The 21,207-nt window shown below is 69.5% G+C and carries 16 protein-coding genes; 6 read left to right on the top strand and 10 right to left on the bottom strand.

Annotation, left to right across the window (positions count from 1 at the left end; all coding sequences use genetic code 11):
• Window positions 1–40 precede the first annotated feature (40 nt).
• Window positions 41–775, bottom strand: a complete 735-nt coding sequence (gene pyrH, locus ESD82_RS03560; protein ID WP_024844453.1) for a UMP kinase — start codon at window positions 773–775, stop codon at window positions 41–43.
• An 85-nt stretch (window positions 776–860) separates the two neighbouring features.
• On the opposite strand from pyrH, the gene miaA reads away from it, so the two are divergent.
• Together miaA and ESD82_RS03550 are read left to right on the top strand one after the other, a co-directional pair.
• Complete coding sequence (gene miaA, locus ESD82_RS03555) at window positions 861–1,757, top strand: tRNA (adenosine(37)-N6)-dimethylallyltransferase MiaA (protein WP_024844452.1); 897 nt, start codon at window positions 861–863, stop codon at window positions 1,755–1,757.
• A 134-nt stretch (window positions 1,758–1,891) separates the two neighbouring features.
• Complete coding sequence (locus ESD82_RS03550; RefSeq protein ID WP_147428981.1) at window positions 1,892–3,010, top strand: helix-turn-helix domain-containing protein; 1,119 nt, start codon at window positions 1,892–1,894, stop codon at window positions 3,008–3,010.
• 304 nt (window positions 3,011–3,314) lie between these two features.
• Here the strand turns inward: ESD82_RS03550 and hflX are convergent, their stop codons facing one another.
• From hflX to dusB, 9 genes are all read right to left on the bottom strand, one after another.
• Complete coding sequence (gene hflX / locus ESD82_RS03545) at window positions 3,315–4,622, bottom strand: GTPase HflX (protein WP_147428982.1); 1,308 nt, start codon at window positions 4,620–4,622, stop codon at window positions 3,315–3,317.
• Window positions 4,623–4,856, bottom strand: coding sequence for an RNA chaperone Hfq (gene hfq / locus ESD82_RS03540; RefSeq protein WP_017999735.1), 234 nt, complete (start codon window positions 4,854–4,856; stop codon window positions 4,623–4,625).
• Window positions 4,857–4,932: 76 nt separating this feature from the next.
• Complete coding sequence (locus tag ESD82_RS03535) at window positions 4,933–6,555, bottom strand: potassium transporter TrkG (RefSeq protein ID WP_024844449.1); 1,623 nt, start codon at window positions 6,553–6,555, stop codon at window positions 4,933–4,935.
• A gap of 8 nt (window positions 6,556–6,563) precedes the next feature.
• Window positions 6,564–7,940 (bottom strand): Trk system potassium transporter TrkA, encoded by a 1,377-nt coding sequence (gene trkA, locus ESD82_RS03530; protein ID WP_024844448.1) that lies wholly within the window; start codon window positions 7,938–7,940, stop codon window positions 6,564–6,566.
• 342 nt (window positions 7,941–8,282) lie between these two features.
• Window positions 8,283–9,671 (bottom strand): nitrogen assimilation response regulator NtrX, encoded by a 1,389-nt coding sequence (gene ntrX, locus ESD82_RS03525; protein WP_024844447.1) that lies wholly within the window; start codon window positions 9,669–9,671, stop codon window positions 8,283–8,285.
• The gene (locus tag ESD82_RS03520; RefSeq protein ID WP_147428983.1) at window positions 9,668–11,926 is read right to left on the bottom strand and encodes a sensor histidine kinase NtrY-like; all 2,259 of its coding nucleotides are present in this window, start codon (window positions 11,924–11,926) and stop codon (window positions 9,668–9,670) included. Before ESD82_RS03520 ends, ntrX begins: the two co-directional genes overlap by 4 nt.
• Window positions 11,927–12,011: 85 nt before the next feature.
• Entirely contained in the window at window positions 12,012–13,454 is a 1,443-nt protein-coding gene (locus ESD82_RS03515) for a response regulator (RefSeq protein WP_147428984.1), read from the bottom strand.
• A gap of 9 nt (window positions 13,455–13,463) precedes the next feature.
• The gene (locus tag ESD82_RS03510) at window positions 13,464–14,621 is read right to left on the bottom strand and encodes a two-component system sensor histidine kinase NtrB (RefSeq protein ID WP_024844444.1); all 1,158 of its coding nucleotides are present in this window, start codon (window positions 14,619–14,621) and stop codon (window positions 13,464–13,466) included.
• The gene (gene dusB / locus ESD82_RS03505) at window positions 14,618–15,652 is read right to left on the bottom strand and encodes a tRNA dihydrouridine synthase DusB (RefSeq protein ID WP_024844443.1); all 1,035 of its coding nucleotides are present in this window, start codon (window positions 15,650–15,652) and stop codon (window positions 14,618–14,620) included. The genes ESD82_RS03510 and dusB overlap by 4 nt, the downstream gene beginning before the upstream one ends.
• A gap of 228 nt (window positions 15,653–15,880) precedes the next feature.
• Between dusB and ESD82_RS03500 the strand changes: the two genes are divergently transcribed.
• The 4 genes from ESD82_RS03500 to ESD82_RS03485 all read left to right on the top strand — a co-directional run bounded on the left by ESD82_RS03500 (window position 15,881) and on the right by ESD82_RS03485 (window position 21,198).
• The gene (locus ESD82_RS03500) at window positions 15,881–17,263 is read left to right on the top strand and encodes an L-serine ammonia-lyase (RefSeq protein WP_147428985.1); all 1,383 of its coding nucleotides are present in this window, start codon (window positions 15,881–15,883) and stop codon (window positions 17,261–17,263) included.
• Window positions 17,264–17,390: 127 nt separating this feature from the next.
• Window positions 17,391–18,260 carry a hypothetical protein gene (locus tag ESD82_RS03495; protein ID WP_147428986.1) on the top strand — a complete coding sequence of 290 codons (870 nt, stop codon included), beginning with the start codon at window positions 17,391–17,393 and terminating at the stop codon, window positions 18,258–18,260.
• 89 nt (window positions 18,261–18,349) lie between these two features.
• The gene (locus ESD82_RS03490; RefSeq protein ID WP_147428987.1) at window positions 18,350–20,536 is read left to right on the top strand and encodes a YjbH domain-containing protein; all 2,187 of its coding nucleotides are present in this window, start codon (window positions 18,350–18,352) and stop codon (window positions 20,534–20,536) included.
• Window positions 20,533–21,198 carry a YjbF family lipoprotein gene (locus ESD82_RS03485; protein WP_024844439.1) on the top strand — a complete coding sequence of 222 codons (666 nt, stop codon included), beginning with the start codon at window positions 20,533–20,535 and terminating at the stop codon, window positions 21,196–21,198. The genes ESD82_RS03490 and ESD82_RS03485 overlap by 4 nt, the downstream gene beginning before the upstream one ends.
• Window positions 21,199–21,207 lie beyond the last annotated feature (9 nt).

Here is a 21,207-nt window from a genome sequence, read left to right as displayed (position 1 = left end):
AGCCGAGCCACGCCGGCATGGCAAAGCCTATACGGGTTTTTCAGCCGTGCACGCGCGTATATGTGCCGGTGCCGGCCAGGATTCCGCGGAAACCGCCCGGTTCATCCAGCGAGAAGACGATGATCGGCAGGTCGTTGTCGCGCGCCAGCGCGATGGCCGAGGCATCCATGACCCCCAGATGCTTTTGCAGCACCTCGTCATAGGTCACGTCGTCATAGCGCCGCGCGTCGGGGAACTTGTTCGGATCCTTGTCATAGACGCCATCGACCTTGGTGCCCTTGAAGATCGCCTCGCAATTCATCTCGTTGGCGCGCAGCGTGGCGGCGGTGTCGGTGGTGAAATAGGGGTTGCCGGTGCCGGCGGCGAAGATGCAGACACGCTTTTTTTCCAGGTGGCGCACGGCGCGGCGGCGGATATAGGGCTCGGCCACCTCGTCCATGCGGATGGCCGAGATCACGCGGGTATGGATCTTCAGCGCCTCCAGCGCCGCCTGCATGGCCAGCGCGTTCATCACCGTGGCCAGCATGCCCATGTAGTCGGCGGTCGCCCGCTCCATGCCCTGCGCGCTGCCCTGAAGGCCGCGGAAGATGTTGCCGCCGCCGATGACCATGCAGATCTCGACGCCCATGTCATGGACGGATTTGACCTCCTGCGCGATGCGGGCGACGGTCGGCGGGTGCAGGCCGTAACCCTGGTCCCCCATCAGCGCCTCGCCCGAAATCTTCAACATCACGCGCGAATAGCTTCCGCGGGTCTTGGACGCGCTTTCCGACATGGGTTCACCTTTTTGCGGCTGTTTCATTGCCGGGCAAAATGTCGCAAACAGGCCCCATGTTCAACCACTGCCGACCCGCCCCGAAATGACCCCGCGTCACCCGATCCTGGCCGGGCTGGAGCCCCGCCGCCATGTCCTGATTGCCGGGCCCACCGCCAGCGGCAAATCCGCCCTGGCGCTGGAGATCGCCGAGCGTCAGGGCGGCACCATCGTCAATGCCGACGCCTTGCAGGTCTGGTCCTGCTGGCGCGTGCTGACCGCGCGGCCCTCGCCTGATGACGAGGCGCGCGCGCCGCATGTGCTTTACGGCCATGTGCCCTGCGACCGCGGCTATTCCGTCGGCGCCTGGCTGGCCGAGGTGGCGGCGCTGATGGACCGGGGCATCGGCCGGCTGATCGTGACCGGCGGCACCGGGCTTTATCTGCATGCGCTCAGCCGCGGACTGGCGGCGATTCCCGCCACCCCGCCCGAAATCCGCGCCTGGGCCGACCAGCTCGTGCGCGAACCCGGCGGCCTGGCACGCATGGTCGCGGATCTTGATGCGCAGACCCGGACACGCATCGACCTGAAAAACCCGGTGCGCGTCCAGCGCGCCTGGGAGGTGCTGACCACCACCGGGCGCGGCATCGCCGCCTGGCAGGCCGAGACCCCGCCGCCGCTGATCGACCCCGCCGCCGCGCATCTCTTGGTGCTGGAGCCCGACCGCGACTGGCTGGCCGAGCGCATCGAGCGCCGCTTCCGGCTGATGCTGGACCAGGGCGCGCTGGACGAGGTGCGCGCCCTGCTGCCGCGCTGGAGCCCCGATGCGCTTTGGGCCAAGGCCATCGGCGCGCCGGAACTGGTCGCGCATCTGCAGGGACGGATCGACCTGGACGAGGCAATCCGGCGCGCGGTCATCGCCACGAGGCAATATGCCAAGGCGCAGCGCAGCTTCTTTCGCGGCCGGCTGGGGGATTGGCAGCGGATCGGGATCGACCCCTGACCGGCGCGGCCCGTGGTGCATGCCGCACGGCAAAGACATATTCATCTTTTGGCAACCCTGGGATGAGTATATTCTTCATGGACTCGCGTCACGGAGATAGCCCTTGGTCATGGATCCGCTGAAAGCCGCGGCTGATGGATGAAGCCCGCCGCCACCTGATCCCGCCCGATCCGGTGCTGGCGCGGCTGGCCGCGGCCGGCATCACCCTGGAAACCATCCCCGAGCCGGCGGACCCCGATCCCCGGCCGAACGTGGCCCTGACGCCGGCTGCTTTCGGCCGGCCGCTGGCCCCGGCCCCCTGCCTGGCCCCCAGCCCGTTCCGCGACCTTCTCCCCGGCCCGGCCGGGCCGGGTCAGGCGGCGGCGCTCCAGCCCCGCTGCGCTTTGCCGGGCGGGCGGCCGGGCGGCGGGCTGCGGCTGATCCCGCTGGCCGGCCTTCACTGGGGCGGGCCGGTGCGCAGCCCGGCCGCGCCGCGCAGCCCGCGGGTCCGCGGCGACCATGTGCTGCTTCGCCCGACCGGCGGCACGGTCGCGATCATGTTTCCAGGCCATCACCATGTGCTGCCGGCCGGCCGCATCGCCTTCATTCCCGCGGGCACCGCCTTTTCGCTGAACCCGCCGCCCGAGGTGCATGGGTTGGCGCTGCTGATCCCGCCCGCCATGTGCCGGGGGCTGACGCTGCCGCAGGGCTTGCGCCACGGCCTGCCTGGCGCCGCGGATGCCGAGCTGCTGGACGCGGCAATGACCGCGCTGGGTGCGGGGATGCCGCGCGCCCCCGCGCAGAATGCCGCGACCGCACGCGGGCTGGGGCTGATCGCAGCCGTGCTGTCGCGGCTGGGCGATGGACAGGGCGCGGGGCTGGCGCCATCCGCACCTTCGCCCGCCGGCCTGGCCGAGGCCCGGGCGCTGACCGGGCATTTCCTGCAACTGGCGCAGGCCGAGCTGCAATCGGGCCAGACCATCGCCGAACTGGCGCTGCGGCTGGGCTGCTCGCAGGCGCAGCTCGACCGCGCCTGCCGCCTGAGCCGGGGTCGCAGCGCGCTGGAGCTGCTCTACGACCTGCGGCTGCAATGCGCCAGCAAGGCGCTGCGCGACGGCGACTTGCCGATGGCGCAGATCGCGGCGCGGCTGGGCTATAGCGGACTTGGCCATTTCATGCGCGCCTTCTTGGCCGCGACGGGCCGCACGCCCCAGGCTTACCGGGCGCTGATGCGGGAAACCCACAGCCGCCCCGGCGATCGCCCCGCCGGCTGATTCCCGCGCCTTCGGGCAGCATCATGCGTCGCGCATCGTCCCGCCATGGGAGCCCGGCACGCCGCGGATCGGCGATGAGGAAACGGCACGCAGTCGGAAGACCTGCGGGCGAACGGAAAAGCCTGTCGGGGCAGGCAACTGCGCCACCCTTGTCGGCTGCGACTGGCGGCCGCGCTGCGGGTCGCGGTCATCGGGACGCAGATGAAAGGCCCGAGGGCACGAGAAAGGCTGCCGGGGCGGGCAGTCGCGCCGCCGGGCTTCGGCCAGCCAAGGCCCTTGTCCCTCGCCCAGCGAGAATTCGTCCTCAAAGCCCCTCGAAGGCCGCCCTTTGCCGGTCCGTCCAGCGCAGCCGCAGCCGCACCCCCTCTTCGGCGACCTCTTCGGCCGCGACCACGCCCTGCTCATGCAGCCAGGCCCGGCGCCGGCCGTCCGAATGCGGCAGCACCAGTTCGGCCTCGCGGCGCGGCTCGTCCAGCGCCTCGGCCAGCCGCGCCTCGACGGCGGCCAGCAGATCGTCCAGCCCCTCGCCCGACAGGGCCGAGATCGCCTGCACGCCCTCGGTGCGCGCATCGGTGCGCCGCAGGGCGGCACGGGTCTCGGGCGACAGCGCGTCGATCTTGTTCCAGACCTCGATCAGCGGCACGTCCTCCTCGACCCCCAGCGAATCGAGGATCTCGCCCACGTCGCCGGCCTGCTCCTCGGTCTCGGGATGGCTGATGTCGCGCACATGCAGGATCAGGTCGGCCGCCAGCACCTCCTCCAGCGTGGCGCGAAAGGCGGCGACCAGCTCATGCGGCAGGTCGCTGATGAAGCCCACCGTGTCGGACAGGATCACCCGCCGGCCGCCGGGCAGCACCATCTGCCGCATGGTCGGGTCCAGCGTGGCGAAAAGCTGGTCCTGCGCCAAGACCTCGGCCCCGGTCAGCTTGTTGAAAAGCGTGGATTTCCCGGCGTTGGTATAGCCGACCAGCGCGACGATGGGATAGGGCACCTTGGCGCGGGCCTTGCGGTGCAGCTCGCGGGTCTTGACCACCCGCTCGAGCTGCCGGCGCAGGCGCACCACCTGTTCGTCGATGGCGCGGCGGTCGGCCTCGATCTGCGTCTCGCCGGGACCGCCGACGAAGCCCAAGCCGCCGCGCTGGCGCTCCAGGTGCGTCCAGGCCCTGACCAGCCGGGTGCGCTGATAGGCCAGCGCGGCCAGTTCCACCTGCAAGACGCCCTCGCGCGTCTGGGCGCGATCCGCGAAGATCTCGAGAATCAGCCCGGTCCGGTCGAGGATCTTGACGCCCCATTCCTTTTCCAGGTTGCGCTGCTGGACCGGCGTCACCGGCCCGTCGATCAGCACCAGTTCCGCCCCCTCGCCCTCGGCGGCGGCCTTGAGGTGCTGGCCGATCTCCTCGCGCTTGCCCTTGGAGAACAGCATGCCCGGATCGGGATTGCGCAGCCGCGCCACCTCGGCCCCGGCCACCTCGATGGCGGGCAGCGCATGGGCGAGCGCCACCGCCTCCTCCAGCGCCAGCTCGGGCGAGCGGCGGGTGCGCGAATTGCCCAGATCGGGATGGATCACATAGGCCCGGGTCGGCCGCTCGCGGGTTTCCGACGGCTCGGCCAATCAGTCCTCGCCGTCATAGAGGCTGATCGGCTGCCCCGGCATGATGGTCGAGATGGCGTGCTTGTAGACAAGCTGCGATTGCCCATCGCGGCGCAAAAGCACGCAGAAATTGTCGAACCAGGTGATGACACCCTGCAATTTCACACCGTTGATAAGGAAAATCGTCACCGGGACCTTGCCCTTGCGCACATGGTTCAGAAAAGCGTCCTGGAGGTTCTGTTTGTCGCCGGCCATTCGGGGCACCTTGTTCTTATCGCTGGTTTTCAAGACTTAGGCGAGCGGGCAGCGGCTTGCAAGCATGTGATCCGGGCTAGCGGCGCCAATATTCGGGCGAAACCAGCGCCAGGATCGCCAGCGTCTCGACCCGTCCGACCACCATGGCCCCGGCCAGAACCGCCTTGGTCAGCCCCGGCAGCCCGGCCCAGCCCGCCCAGGGCGCCCCCGCCATGCCGGCCGAGCCCTGGAAGGTCGGTGTCAGCGGAATCGCGCCGGCCAGCGGGCCGGTATTGGTCAGCGCCGCGATGGACAGGATGGTGGCCGAATCGAACTCGATGCGCTGCAGCGAGATCAGCATCACCGTCACCGCGATGGAACTGGCGAAGAGCATGAAGAAGATGAAGGCGAGATAGGCCCCCTCGCGCCGCAGCCGCCGCGCCATCAGCCCGCCGCCGCCGACCGAGGCCGGGTGTACGATCCGCTCCAGCTCGCGCTCGGAATGGCGGGCGAGCGCATAGACCCTGAGCAGCTTGACGCCCCCCGCGGTGGTGGCGACGCCGCCGCCCATCATCGCCAGCCCCGCCAGCATCAGCCCGGGCGAGCTCAGCCCCGACCAGTTGCGCGCGCCTTGCCATTCGACCGAGTTCCAGCCGGTCGTGGTCAGATAGCTCAGCCCGTTGAAGATACCTCCCCATGCGGCCGAGGCGGCGCTGTCGAGCGTGTCCAGCACCCCCTTGGCCCCGGTCGGGGAAACGCCGATGGCCCCGGCGAAATGCCGCGCGAACAGCAGGACCGAGACCAGCAGCACCACGCCAGCGGCCATGCGCAGCTCGGGATCCTCGATCCAACTCTCGCTGGCCTTCAGCTCGCCGCCGCCGGGCCAGAAGCGGCGCGACAGCGCAGGGATCAGGAACAGGAAGATCACCACCTCGCCGGCGATGCCGCTGCCCTGCCCGGCGGGGCCGGCGACCGGGCTGATGCCGCTGGTCGACAGCGTGCCCATGGCGCGGGTCAGCGCCACCAGCCCGGTCTCGCCCAGCATCAGCAGCAGCGTCCACATCAGCAGAGTCAGCCCGGCATAGACCGGCAGCACCACCCGGCCCGCCCGCATCACCCGATGTGCCGGATCGGCCAGTTCGGTCTGGAAGGCGGGATGGGTCAGCGGGGCCAGGGCATCCGGGCCCTCGGCCGAGCGCGGCAGGCGCTCGAACCTTTCGCTGCGACCATAGGGCGAGGACATGATCTCGAATCCCCCTACCCGCAGGGGCGCCAGCAGTGCGATAGCCGCGACCAGCATGAACAGCCCGCCCAGCCAGCCGACCATGGCGCGCCACAGATGCAGCGGCGCCGGCAGCAGATCGGCCGAGTAAAGCGTGGCGCCGGTGGTGGTCAGGCAGGAGATCATCTCCCACCAGGCATTGAAGAAGCCGGTATCGGGCAAGGCCATGGCAAAGGGCACGGCCAGCATGGCCGGCAGCAGCACCATGGTACCCAGCATGGTCAGAAGCACGCTGCGCGCCCGCGGCCCCTCGGGCCGGTCGGCGGTCGCCAGCCCTAGGATCGCGGCCAGGATCACGAAAAGCCCCGCCGCGCCCAGGAAGATCGAGCCGATCTTGTGGCTGTCCAGCGCATGGGCGTAAAGCCCCGGCACCACCATCGCCAGCGCGCCGATGCCCCCCAGGATCACGATAAGCGGCAGGCGCAGCAAAAACCCCATCCCCGGCCTCAGAAGAAGTCGATCGAAACCTGCAGCAGGCGTTCGACCTCGGGAATGTCGGAGACGAGGGCAAAGATCACCACGATGTCGCCCTCCTCGATGCGCAGGTCGCCCGTCGGCTTGACCACGCGCTCGCCCTTGCGCACGGCGCCCATCAGCGCGCCTTCGGGAAACTCGATGTCGCGCACGGCCCGGCCGGCGATGGGCGAGGTCGAAAGCACCTGCGCCTCGATCACCTCGGCTTCGGCATCGCCGATGGAATAGATGTCGCGCACCCGTCCGTGCCGGATATGGCGCAGGATGGTCGAGACGGTACTGGCACGCGGGTTGATGAAGGCGTCGATGTCCAGAGGCTCCATCAGCGACATCAGCGTGGGGTCGTTGACCAGCGAGATCGCAAGCTTCGCGCCCGCCTGCTTGGCGCGCACCGCGGCCAGGATGTTGGTCTTGTCGTCGTCGGTGATGGCCAGGACCGCATCGGCGCGCGGCACGGCCGCCTCCTCCAGCAATTCGGCCGACAGCCCGTCGCCGTTCAGCACGATGGTGCGGTTGAGCGCATCGGCCGCATCCTCGGCGCGGGCGCGGCTGCGCTCGATCAGCTTGACGCGGATGCGCTCGGGGCGCGCCTCGAGCGATTGGGCGACGGCCAGGCCCACATTGCCCGCACCGATGATGACGACGCTTTCCTGCTTGGCCATGGGCTTGCCGAAGATCTCCAGCGTGCGCGCCACGTCCTCGGTCAGGGTGAAGACATAGACCTGGTCGCCCTCGAAAAGCTGGTCGCCCGGCTCGGGCGCGAAGAGCTTGCCGCCACGCCGCACCCCGGCGACGATGGCGCTGAGGCTGATGAACATGTCGTTGAGCTGCCGCAGGGGCGTGTTCAGCACCGGGCTGTCAGGCTCGAGCGAGATCCCCAGCAGATGCAGCCGCCCTTCCAGGAAGGTCTCGGCATCGAAGGTCGAGGGCGCGGAAAGCCGCTGCATCGCCGCCCGCGCCACCTCGCGCTCGGGGCTGATGACGACGTCGATGGGCAGGTGGTCAGTGCGGTAGAGATCGGACCAGATCGCGTCCAGATAGGCCGAGCTGCGCAGCCGCGCGATCTTCCTCGGCACCTGGAAGACGGAATGGGCGACCTGGCAGGTGACCATGTTGACCTCGTCCGAATGGGTTGCGGCGATGATCAGGTCGGCATCGCGCGCGCCGGCGCGGTCCAGCACGTCGGGATGGCTGGCAAAGCCGGTCACGCCCTGCACGTCCAGCGCATCGGTGGCGCGCCGGATCAACTCGGCATTGGTGTCGATGATGGTGACATCGTTGCGCTCGCCCGCAAGATGGCGCGCGATATGCCAGCCGACCTGCCCCGCCCCGCAGATGATGATCTTCATTCCGGCCCCGGTTCAACCCCTTCGTGAAGCGCGATCCTAGCGCGGGCCGCAGGCGACGGATACAGCGAAAACATCAGGACCAGCCGTGCAGCCATACCGCCTGCGTCATCGCCGCATGGGTATTTGCAGAACGAAGAAGCCGTTAAGGATTCCTCAATCTTTTCCGCCTAGCCTGGTTGCGCGGTACAGGCTGGGGAGCCGATGACCGCGAACGGAGAAGTCGCCCCGGTCACCTGGCCAGAACCTGTCCCGCCTGATCCGCGGGGGTGGCCGGGGCGCAGTTCCCGTGCTTCTCTGTTCCATAAATACCCATGCGACCGCGCCACCGGCATGGCGCCGCCATCATTTCCCCATCAGTTCCTCCTCGACGCGCATGCCGCCGACGACGCCGAGCGACTTGAGCTTGCGATGCAGCGCCGAACGCTCCATGCCGACGAATTGCGCCGTGCGGCTGATATTGCCGCCGAAGCGGTTGATCTGCGCCAGCAGGTATTCGCGCTCGAAGAGTTCGCGCGCCTCGCGCAGCGCCAGGCTGGTGATCTGCGGGCCGAGCGCCAGGGCCTCGCTGGTGCTGGCGCTGCCGTTCTGGCCTTCCAGTTCCGAGGGCTGGATCGGCCCGGTGCCGTCGCCCAGGATCAGCACCCGCTCGATCACATTGCGCAGCTGGCGGATATTGCCCGGCCAGTTCATCGCCTGCAGCGCGGCGCAGGTCTCCTCGGGCAGCGCGCGCAGCGGCAGGCCCTGGCCGGCATGGAACTGTTCGATGAAATGTGAGGCCAGCAGCGGGATATCGTCGCGCCGCTCGGCCAGCGAGGGCACCGCCACCGGCACCACGTTCAGCCGGTCGTAAAGCTCCTGCCGGAAGCGGCCCGCGGCGATCTCGGCCGAAAGATCGCGATTGGTCGAGGAGATCACCCGCAGGTCCACCCGCACCTTGTCGGTGCCGCCGGCGCGCTGGAACTGCTGCTCGGTCAGCACCCGCAGGATCTTGGGCTGGGTGCCCAGCGGCATGTCCGCCACCTCGTCGAAATAGATCACCCCGCCATGCGCCTGCTCCAGGAGACCCGCCTCGATGCCGCGCTCGGGCGTTTCGCGGCCGAAAAGCACCTCCTCCATGTGTTCGGGCTCGATGGTGGCGCAGGGCACGGTGACGAAGGGTTCGCGCGCGCGCGGGCTGTGGGCGTGGACATAGCGCGCGGCGATCTCCTTGCCCGCCCCCGGCTCGCCGGTCAGCATCACCCGGCCGTTCGATTTCGCCACCTTGTCGAGCTGTTCGCGCAGCCGGCGGAAGGGCGCGGAATTGCCCAGCATCTCGGCCGCCCGTGCCTCGCCGCGCCTGAGCGTCGAGTTCTCGCGGCGCAGCCGCGCCGTCTCCATGGCGCGGCGGATCACCACCAGCAGCTGGTCGATGTTGAAGGGCTTCTCGATGAAGTCGTAGGCGCCCTGCTTGATCGCCGCCACCGCGATCTCGATATTGCCATGGCCCGAGATGATGACCACCGGCACCTCGGGATTGTTGCGCTTGACCTGCTTGAGGATGTCGATCCCGTCCATCTTGCTGTCCTTGAGCCAGATGTCGAGGATCATCAGCGCCGGCTCGGCCGCGTTCAGCTCGGCCACCGCCTGGTCGGAATTGGCGGCAAGGCGGGTCGAGAAGCCCTCGTCGCGCAGGATGTCGGAGATCAGTTCCCGGATGTCCCGCTCGTCGTCGACAATCAGAATATCGCTCATTTCATTGCTTCCTGCTCGTTTTTCTGGCGGCGCGCGGAAAGCCGCACCGGCTGGCGTTCGCGCGGCAGGCGGATTTCGGCCATGGCGCCGCGTCCTTCGGGGGTGTCGGTCAGCATCAGGCTGCCGCCGTGTTCCTCGACGATCTTCTTGACGATGGGCAGGCCGAGGCCGGTGCCGCCGGGCTTCATCGTCACATAGGGCTCGAACAGCCGGGTGCGGTCCTGCGGCAGGCCGGGCCCGTTGTCGGCGATGCGGATCGTCACCGCATCGGGGGCCGAGCGCAGCGAGACCCGGACCTGCGGCACCCAGCCCTCGGGCGGGTTCGCGCGCAGCTCGTCCAGCGCCTCGCCCGCGTTCTTCAACAGGTTGGTGAAGACCTGCCGCATCATGCCGGCATCGGCATCCACGATCACCGGCTCGTCGGGAATGTCCGAGACCAGCGCGCCCTGCAGCGCGTCGCGCTGCATCAGCTCGGCATCGCGCAAGAGCTTGGCGATGTCGGTTTCCTTGCGGTCCGGCTCGGGCATGCGGGCGAAGCGGCTGAACTCGTCCACGATCCGGCGCAGGTCGTTGGTCTGGCGGATGATGACCTCGGTATATTGCTCCAGCGCCTCGCGTTCCTCGCCGGCGATGGGGCCGAACTTGCGCTTCAGCCGTTCGGCCGAAAGCTGGATCGGGGTCAACGGGTTCTTGATCTCATGCGCGACGCGGCGCGCCACGTCGCCCCAGGCCGCCATGCGCTGCGCCGAGACCAGGTCGGTCACGTCGTCCAGCGCCACCACATAGCCTTCGAGGCCGCCGGCCGCGCCGCGCCGGATCGCCATGCGCACCAGCAGGCTCTCCACCCGACCCTCGCGGGTCAGGCGGATCTCGTCCTGCACCGATTCGTTCACGGATTGCGCCAGCCGCTCGAACAGCGGCGCGAATTCCGGCACCGCCTCGGAGAGCAGCCGGTCATGCGCCGCCGCCGGGTCGAGGCCCAGCAGCCGGGCGGCCGAGCGGTTCAGGAAGTCGATCTCTCCCGCCGCGTCGAGACCGATCACCCCGGCCGTGACCGAGGACAGCACGGAATCGAACAGCCGGCGCTGGTCGTCGGCAGCGCGATAGCTTTCGACCAGTTCCTGGCGCTGCTGCTTCAACTGCCGGGTCATGCGGTTGAAGCTTTCGCCCAGCGTCTGGATCTCGTCGCCGGTATCGGGCGCGGGGATCTGGAAGTCCAGGTTGCCCTCGCCCACCTGCTCGGAGGCCTCGGCCAGCCGGCCGATGGGCCGCGACAGCCGGTCGGCGAACCACAGGCCCAGCCACATCGCCGCCGCGACCAGAAGCAGGGCAAACCCCAGATACAGCAAGGAAAATTCGAACAGAACCCGGCCGCGTTCCTGCTCCAGGCGCTGATATTCGCCGACGGTCTGGCGGGTGTCGTCCAACAGCCCCAGCAGGCTGCCGTCCACGTCGCGCGTGACGTAGAGATAGCGGTCGGCCAGGGGCACCAGCGGCACCAGGGCGCGGAATTCGTTGTTCTGCCAATCCTCGATCAGCACCAGACCGCGCATCGCCGCCTCGTCAAACTGGGCGGGAGAGGGCTCCTCGTACCAGAACTGATAGCTGCGCTCGCCCCGCGCGCGGATGGTGCCGCGGCCATCGACGATATAGGCCTCGCGCAACCCGCGCTGGATCTGGCTTTGATAGTCCGACAGCAGCAGCCGCAGGTCGCCGTCGTCCAGCATCGGGTTCTGCCGCGCGGCCTGGGTCAGCGCCCCGGCCAGCAGCTTGGCATCGTTGGTCAGGTCGCGGCGATGCTCGTCCTGATAGGCCTCGGCGGCCGAGAGCGAGGTCGAGACCACCTGCTGCACCCGGTTCGAGAACCAGCCTTCCAGGCCGATGTTCACCGTCAGCCCGGCGAACAGCGCCACCAGCACCGTCGGCACCAGCGCGATGGTGGCGAACACGCCCACCAGCCGCATGTGCAGCCGCGAGCCCGCCGCCGACTTGCGCCGCGCCGCGACGATCCGCGCCATGCGCGCCACGACCAGGCCGGTCAGCACGATCAGGTAAAGCAGGTCCGCCAGCAGCACCAGCCGCAGCACCGAGCCGCCCGAGGTGGCGCCGGCGAACGGCCCCATCACCGCGAAGGTCAGGCCGGCCAGCGCCGGGCCCAGCAGGGCAAGGCCAAGCGTCGCGGTATTGCGATAAAGCCGCAGGCGCCGCAGCCGTGCGACGCGTTCCCATGTGTCCCTGGACAGCGTTCCCGCCACCTTTGCCCGTCCTCACGGTTTCGCCGCTGTGCCGCGGCCTTCCTGTGGCCGTTAAGCGACTCTCGCAAGGCCATCTGTGGCTGTTTTACATCAGTTTGCGGCGCCGTGTCACCTCGATATTCAGATCGGTCAGTTTCTTGCGCAGCGTATTGCGATTGATGCCCAGAAGATCGGCACAACGCAGCTGATTGCCGCCGGTGGCGTCCAGCGCGATCTCCAGGAGCGGCTTTTCGATCTCGCGCAGGATGCGGTCGTAAAGGCCGGGCGGCGGCAGGTCGTCGCCATGCAGGTCGAAATAGCGTTGCAGATGCATCTCGACCGATTGCGCCAGCCGCATGTTCGCGGGCTCGCCCAGCGGCGTGACGGCGGGGCTGGCCGCCATCGCGGCGGCGGGCGCGGCAACCGCGGCCGGCGGCACGATGGGGCTGGATTCCGCCAGCGCGGCGCGGGTCTCGGCCTCGGTGATCTCGGCGGCCGCGGCGGTCAGCGCCAGCCGCCGCATCAGGTTTTCCAGCTCGCGCACGTTGCCCGGAAAGGGATAGGCGCGGATCAGCGCCGCCGCGCCTTCGGAAAGCGTGCGCAGCGGCAGGCCCTGCGCCGCGGCGCGGGCCAGCAGGTGACGCGCCAGCGGCGGGATGTCGTCCAGCCGGGCGCGCAGCGGCGGCACGGTGACCGTCACGCCCGCCAGCCGGTAATACAGATCGGCCCGCAGCCGGCCCGAGGCGACATCGGCCTGCGGATCGGGCCCGGTGGTGGAAATCAGGCGCGGCATCAGGTTGCGGCCGGGGCCGACCTCCCATGCTTCGATCATGCCGATCAGCCGGGCCTGGGCGGCGGCGTCGAAACCGGCCGGATCCTCGATCAGCAGCGTGCCGCCCTGGGCGCGGTCGGCGGTGCCATGGATGGTCTCCTCGGACAGGTCGGCCGAGGTCAGCACGACGAATCCCGCCTCGCGCCGGTCCGACAGGTCGTGGAACGAGCGCGCGACCACGGTCTTGCCCACCCCGGCCTCGCCGGCGATCATCACCGGCAGGTCGGCGTTCAGCACCCGCGCGACCATGCGGAACAGGTTCTGCATCGCCGGCGCATGGCCGATCAGCGGCAAGGCGGGATCGGCGCCGGTCTCGGGCACCGCCGGTGCCGGTGCGGGATCGGATTTGCGCAGCCGCCGCGACAGCGCCTGGCCGGCACGCGCCATCAGGTCCGGCAGGTCGAAGGGCTTGGGCAGGTAATCGAAGGCAGCGGCCTCGGTGGCGCGGATGGCGGTAACGATGGTGTTCTGGGCCGAGATCACGATCACCGGCAGGTCGGGCCGCGCCTTGCGGATCGCCGGGATCATGTCGATGCCGTTTCCGTCGGGCATCATCACGTCGGTGATGACCAGGTCGCCCCGTCCCTCCTCGACCCAGCGCAGCAGTTGCGCCAGCGAGCCGGTGGCATGGACCCGGCAGCCGGCGCGGGTCAGGGCCTGGGTCAGGACCGTGCGGATGGTGCGGTCGTCGTCAGCGATCAGAACGGTGCCGTCCATGGGAAAACCTCAGGCTTTGGGCAGTGAAATGCGGAAAACGGTGCGACCGGGGCGGGATTCCAGCGCGATCCAGGCGCCGTGGTCGGTGATGATCTTGGAAACCAGCGCCAGGCCGAGGCCGGTGCCGTTCTCGCGCCCCGAGACGAAGGGCTCGAAGACCTCGGCGATCAGCGTTTCGGGGATGCCGGGGCCATCATCCTCGATCTCGATCTGCAGGGGCAGGCTGCGGCCCTGCGGCTCGGCCTCGGTCGGCGCCAGCCGCAGGGTGCCGTCGTAGAAGCTGCGCAGGCGGATGCTGCCGCCCTGCCCCGTCCGGCCGATGGCCTCGGCGGCGTTCTTGACCAGGTTCAGGCAGACCTGCACCAGTTGGTCGGCATCGACCAGCGCCGGCGGCAGCGAGGGGTCGTAATCGGGCACGATGCGCAACCCCTTGCCGAAGCCCACCGCGGCCGAGCGGCGCACTCGCTCCAGCACGTCATGGATGTTCACCGCCGCCAGCCGCGGCGCCGAGGTGTCGCCGAAGCGTTCCACCTGGTCCAGCAATTCGACGATGCGGCGCGATTCCGCCACGATCAGGTCGGCGAGGTCGCGGTCCTCGGCCTTGAGGTTCATGCCGATCAGCTGCGCCGCGCCGCGGATGCCGGCCAGCGGGTTCTTGATCTCATGCGCCAGCATCTCGGCCATGCCGATGGCCGAACGCGCGGCCGAGCGCGCCGCCTGCCCCTGCCCAAGCCGCCCGGCCCCCTCCAGGGGCGAGATCAGGATCACCGTGCCTCCCGCCGGGCTGGGCGCGGGGCCGGCATGGATGGTGCCGATGCGGTCGGAATGCCCGCCCGAGCGGTCGCCGATCTCGAAACGCACGCCGGCGCGGTTCAGCGCGTCATGGCCCTCGCGCATCCGCTCCAGGATCGAGCCCAGTGTGGGCACGATGCGCAGCCGCTTGAGCATCTCGGCCCCTTCCAGCGCCTGCCCCAGCGACGAGCGGCAGGAGATGTTCAGGAAAGCCTCGGCCAGGTCGTTCATCGCGGCGATCCGGCCCTCTGCGTCCAGGATGATCGCGGGCAAGGGAAGCGCCGCCCAGTTCGGCCCGACCTCTGCCGGGGTGAAACCGCCGCCGGCCTCCATCTCGGGATCGGGCAGGATGTCGGACCTGGGCCGGCTTGTCATGAGGGCACCTCGGTCGCCTGGGCATTGGCATGGGCGGCATCGGCATCGCCGAAACCGGCGCGGATCGCGGCCAGCGCGGCCTCGGGCGTGGGCGCGCGCAAGAGTTCGGCGCGGTTCGGGGCGCCGTTCGACTCGGCATACCAGCCCAGGTGCTTGCGGGCGACGCGCAGGCCCAGTTCGCGCCCGTAAAGCGACAGGATGTCGTCGTAATGCTCGGCCACCGCCTCGGCCAGGCGGGCGCCCTGGGGAATGTCCGGCGCCGGCGTGTTCCACAGCGCATGCGCGATCTGCGCCAGCCGCCAAGGCGCGCCCTGGGCGCCGCGGCCCACCATGACCGCATCGGCGCCGGACTGGCGCAGCGCCGCGCGAGCCGAGGCCGCGTCCACCACATCGCCATTGGCGACCAGCGGCGGCCGGCCGGGCAGGTTCGCGACCTCGCGGATGGCATTCCAGTCGGCGCTGCCGGTATAGAACTGCGCGCGAGTGCGGCCGTGTATGGTCAGCATCCTGACTCCCGCCCCGGCGGCGCGGGCGGCCAGTTCTGGCGCATTCAGGCAATCCGCGTCCCAGCCCAGCCGCATCTTCAGCGTCACCGGCAGGTCGGGCACGGCGGCGACCACCGCGTCGATCAGCCCCAGCGCGTGGTCGAGATCGCGCATCAGCGCAGCGCCCGACAGCCCCCCCGTCACCTTTTTGGCCGGGCAGCCCATGTTGATGTCGACGATGCGCGCGCCCATGCCGGCGACGATTCGCGCGGTTTCCGCCATCGCCCCCGCCTCGCGCCCGGCGATCTGGACGCTGACCGGCAATTCGCCCTCGGTCAGCGCCTTGGCGCGCACGGCGGCGCGGGTCGAGGGGCGCGGCGTCACCATCTCGGTCGAGGCGACCATCTCGCTGACCATCAGCCCCGCCCCGCCATGGCGCGCCACGGCGCGGCGAAAGGGCAGGTCGGTGATCCCGGCCATGGGCGCCAGGAAGACCGGCGGGCCGAGCCGCGTGGAGCCAAGGATGATGGGTTCGGGCAATGTCATGGGAAAACTCGTAGGCCAGCCGGCGGGGATGCGAAAGAAAACGGCTTGCGCCCGATCGGCAGGCTTTCCCGACGCGCTCGAATTTGCCGCTTTTTAATGCTTGATGCCTAAATAGTCGGCAGGCCCGGATTCGTCAAATGTCGCGGAGCTTCAGGCGCGCTGTCGCAACCGCTCTGGCCTGCCGCCGGGTCCGCGGCTAGGCTTGCCGCGCCAGCCAGGGAGTGCGCGATGTTTCTTTCCGTCTTCGACATCTTCAAGATCGGAGTCGGCCCGTCCTCGTCCCATACCATGGGGCCGATGGTGGCCGCAGGCCGCTTTCTGGACGCACTGCGCCAGCAGCCGTTCCGCGCGCACGGGCTGCGCGCCAGCCTGCATGGCAGCCTGGCATTCACCGGCAAGGGTCATGCGACCGACCGCGCCACCATCCTGGGCCTGGCCGGATTCCTGCCCGAAACCATGGATGCCGAGGCCGCCGAGGCGGCGCTGGCCCGCAACCGCGAAACCAGGATCCTGTCGCCCGAGGGACTGGGCGACCTGGCCTTCGACCCGGCGCGCGACCTGATCTTCGACTATGACCGCGCCCTGCCCGGCCATGCCAACGGCATGGTGCTGATGGCGACCGACGCGCAGGGCGACGTGATCTTCCGCGAGGTCTATTACTCGATCGGCGGCGGTTTCGTGATGACCGAGGCCGAGCTGGCGGCGCGCGGCGACGACACCCGCACCGACGCCTCGCCCAAGGTGCCCTTCCCCTTCGCCTCGGCCGCCGAGATGCTGGAGATGGCCGAAAGATCGGGCAGGTCCATCGCCCAGATGAAACGCGAGAACGAGCGGGTCTTTCGCAGCGATGCCGAGATTTCCGCCGGCCTCCGCCGCATCTGGCAAGTCATGCGCGACTGCATGGACCGGGGGCTGGCGACCGGCGGCATCCTGCCCGGCGGGCTGTCGATCCGCCGCCGCGCCGCCGCCATCCACGAGGCGCTGAGGGCCGAGGCCGGCATGAACCTGACCGCGCCGCATGTTATCAACGACTGGATGTCGATCTATGCCATGGCGGTGAACGAGGAGAACGCCGCCGGCGGCCAGGTGGTGACCGCACCCACCAACGGCGCGGCGGGCGTGGTGCCGGCGGTGATCCGCTATTGGCTGGACCACGTGCCGGGCGCCTCGGAACGCCAACTCGACGAGTTTCTGCTGACGGCGGCGGCCATCGGTGGGCTCATCAAGCACAACGCCTCGATCTCGGGCGCGGAATGCGGCTGCCAGGCCGAGGTCGGATCGGCCAGCGCCATGGCGGCAGCGGGGATCTGCGCCGCGATGGGCGGCAGCCCCACCCAGGTCGAGAACGCCGCCGAGATCGCGCTGGAGCATCACCTGGGCATGACCTGCGACCCGGTGAAGGGGCTGGTGCAGGTGCCCTGCATCGAGCGGAACGGCCTGGGCGCCATCAAGGCGGTCTCGGCGGCCAGCCTGGCCCTGCGCGGCGATGGCCAGCATTTCGTGCCGCTGGACGCCGCCATCGAGACCATGCGCCAGACCGGCCGCGACATGAGCGACAAATACAAGGAAACCTCGCTGGGCGGTCTGGCCGTCAATGTGCCGAACTGCTGAGTCGCGTGCGAAGAATCGCGCAAAGCGGGGGTTTGGCGCGGACCGCCCCCTGTCGGCGCTTGCCCCGGCCCTGCCCTTCCTGTAGCCAATCAGCATAAGCAAAACCTACGGAACCGGGACTGAGCAGATGAAATTCCGTTCGGCATTCGCCGTTCTTACGATGACTGTAGCCCTTGCCGCCTGCGGCGAACTGCCCTTCCAGTCCTCCGAACCCGAAACCCCCGCCCATTCCGGCCCGCCCAGCGTCTCGCCGCTGGAACAGCCGATCGAGACCGGCGCCGAGGGCAAGCCCGTCGCCACCGCCGAGGCCAGCACGCTGGGCACCGCCATGTTCCGCGCCGCGGGGTCGGGCTGGACCGTGACCGCCGCCGACAAGACCGCCGTCTATGAACGGCCCGGCGCGAAATCCGTCGGCGTCACCGTGCGGCGCATGGCCTATGGCCGGGGGGTCGAGTTCATCGGCTCGATGAACGGTTCGGTCTTCGCGCTGAACATCCAGGCGGCGGAATGCGAGATGGGCGGGCAGAAGACACCCTTCACCGCGCGGCTGCGCGTCGGCAGCCAGCGCCTGAGCGGCTGCGCCGCTCCGACCGACACCATGCCCAAGGCACAGGTGCGCGCCTCGTCCGCGGCCCCCAAGCCCAAGACCCAGCCGAAGCCGGCAGCGCCCGCGGCCAAGCCCGAGACCGAGGCGGCGGCGGAAGCGCCCGAGACGGAAACCCCGGCGACCACTCCGGCCGAGCCTACCGGTCCCACCACGCCCGCGACCGGCACCGCGCCCGCGACCACGGCGCCCGGTAGCACGTCCTCGACCGCCCCCTCGGCGGACAGCACGGCCGAGACCCCGGCCAACGGCACGGCGGCCGATGCCGAAGCGCCCGCTGCCGACAGCCCGGCCGCGCCGGGGACCGCTCCGGCTGCCGGCGGGTCGGATGCGGCCGGCGGCGTCCCGGCCCCGGCCCTGATCCTGCCCGAGCCGCCCGCCCCGAGCGAATGAGCCAAGATCCGGGCGCCGTGCGGCAAGGCCCGCGCGGCGCCGGCCCAACCCGCCGCCCCGCTGCGGGCCACGACCTGAGAGGAGCCGCGATGCGCGCCCATTCGATGCTTACCCGTCGCCTGCTGGCCTCGACCGTGCCAGTTGCGCTGCTTCTGGGTCTCGGCACCAGCCCGGCCCGCACCGATCCGCTGATAGGCGATGTGCTGAACAGCTATGGCCTGCCGGGCGGGGTCGAAACCCCCACGGCCGAGATGCTGCCCGACGGCACCCTGGGCGGCACCGTGTCCTATAACGAGCTGGGGCGGCGCCATAACGTCGTCTTCCAGCTGCACCCGCGCATCACCACCGCGCTGCGCTATTCCCGGGTCGAGGGGATGACCGACCACAATCAGTTGGGTCATATCTGGGACCGGTCCTTCGACATCCGCTTCCAATTCCTGGACGAGGCCGGCTGGCGCCCCGCCGTCGCGGTCGGGCTTCAGGACTTCCTGGGCACTGGGGTCTATTCCGGCGAATACATCGTCGCCAGCAAGACCATCACCCCCAACATCCGCGCCAGCCTGGGCATCGGCTGGGGCCGTCTGGCCGGCCAGTTTCGCGAACCCGATGGCGATGAGGGTGGCAAGCCCAATGTCGAGGACTGGTTCTCCGGCAGTCCCAAGCCCTTCGGCTCGGTCACTTGGCAGGTCAACGACAAGCTGAGCCTGGTCGCGGAATATTCCAGCGACAAATACCGGCCCGAGACGCGCAGGGGGACCGAGGAAGCCCCTGGCAGCCAGTTCAACCTGGGCGCCTATTACACCTTCAACCCGCAATATCAGCTGGGCCTCTATACGCTGGGCGGGGACATCTTCGGCGCGCAGTTCAGCTTTGCGCTGAACCCGCGCAACGCGCCCTTCCCCTCGGGGCTGGAAAAGGCGCCGGCGCCGGTCAGGCCGCGCCCTGCACCCGCCGCCGACCCGGAGGGCTGGTCGGGCGCCTGGTCGGCCGATCCGACCGCGCAACCGGCGATCCAGACCGCGCTGAAAGACGCGCTGGCCGATGAGGGCCAGGTGCTGGAATCCATGGCCCTGTCGGCGAACCGGGCCGAGGTCCGCATCCGCAATACCCGCTATATCCAGCAGTCCGAGGCCGTGGGCCGCACCGCGCGGCTGATGACCCGCGCCCTGCCGCCTTCGGTCGAGACGCTGGTCATCACCTCGAACGCCGAGGGCATGGCGACCTCGTCCGTGGTGCTGAAGCGTTCGGATGTCGAGCGGCTGGAAAATACCGAGGCCGGCCGCATCGCCCAGGCCGCGCAACTGGTCGATGCCGAGCCGCGGCCGGGCGATCTGGTGACGACGCCGGGCCTGTTCCCGCGCTTCCGCTGGAACCTCGGGCCCTATCTGGAACTGGGGCTGTTCGATCCGCAAGATCCGCTGCGCTATGAGGTCGGCGCGCAACTCAAGGCCAGTTACGAGATCACGCCGGGCCTGATCCTGTCAGGAACGCTGCGCCAGCGCGCCTTCGGCAGCATGGAGCAGCGCGGGCCGGGGATCCCCCCCGAGCTGGTGGGCGGAGAGCGTGGCCATCATTATACGCCCGAAGAATACATTTCGGATCCGGCTAACGAGTTCTTCCGGGGCGTGCCTCGGGTCCGCTCGGATACGCGCATGTATACCGGCAATGACAGCCCGACCATCCCCGAGCTGACGCTGGCCTGGTATGCCCAGCCCACCGAGACGGTCTATACCCGCCTGACCGTGGGCCTGCTGGAACGCGCCTATGGCGGCGTCTCGGGCGAGGTGCTGTGGAAGCCGGCCAATTCGCCGCTGGCCTTCGGGGCCGAGATCAACCGGGTGAAGAAGCGCGATTTCGAGGACATCTTCGGCTTCCGCGACTACGAGGTCACGACCGGGCATCTGTCGGCCTATTACGAGTTCGCCAACGGCTTCACCGCACAGCTGGATGTCGGCAAGTACCTGGCCGGCGACAAGGGCGCGACCATCACCCTGACGCGGGAATTCGCCAACGGCTGGCGCGTGGGCGCCTTCGCCACCAAGACCGACATGAGCGAGGAGCAGTTCGGCGAGGGCTCGTTCGACAAGGGCATCACCATCTCGCTGCCGATTTCCTGGGCCGCGGGCACGCCGACGCGGGATCGCGCAAGCAGCACGCTGCGGTCGCTGTCGCGTGACGGCGGGGCGCGGGTGAACGTGGACGGGCGGCTCTACGACAAGGTCCGGGACGCGCAATCCGTCAAACTTTACCAAGGCTGGGGGAGGTTCTGGCGATGATCGCGACCCGTATCCACAAGGCCGCCCTTTCGGCGCTGCTGATCGCCGGCCTGGCCGCCTGCGGCAACGACGATACCGGCCGGGAGGCCAACCCGCTGCTGATTGCCGCCAAGACGGCCGGCAGCACCCTGGCCGGAATGCGCGGCGGCGAGGCGCAGGAGGCCCCGGCCCCGCGCACGCCCGAGCAGATGGCCGCCGAGGCGCTGCGGGTCAACCCGGCGCCGCTGATCCTGGTGGGCTTCGAATCGCTTGGCCGGACGCAGGTCATGGCGATGACCGGCCAGAACGGCGCCATGCGCACCTATATGGCGCCCTCGAAAGAGGCGCTGATCCTGCGCGACGGCATGGTGATCGGCACGCGGGGGCTGGGCAACGACCTGTCCGTCGCCGAGCCGCAGACCGAGGCGCTGATCCGCGCCGGCCGCTCGGGCTCGGCCCCGCGCGTCATGCGCTATTACAGCGGTGACGGGCTGGAGAGGCCGCTGAGCTTTAACTGCACCACCGGGCCGGGACCGGCGGCGGGCGTGATCCTGGAAAGCTGCGAGGGCCACGGGGCACGTTTCCAGAACAGCTTCATGCCGCAGGGCGGGCATCTGCCGGTGTCGCGGCAATGGCTCGGGCCGCGGCTGGGCTATATCACCATCCAGGTGCTGCGCCCCTGACGGGCCCGC

Source organism: Paracoccus pantotrophus, assembly GCF_008824185.1.
Lineage (GTDB): Bacteria > Pseudomonadota > Alphaproteobacteria > Rhodobacterales > Rhodobacteraceae > Paracoccus > Paracoccus pantotrophus.
The sequence above is the reverse complement of the archived record's forward strand: the minus strand, read 5'-3'. Positions and strand labels throughout refer to the sequence as shown.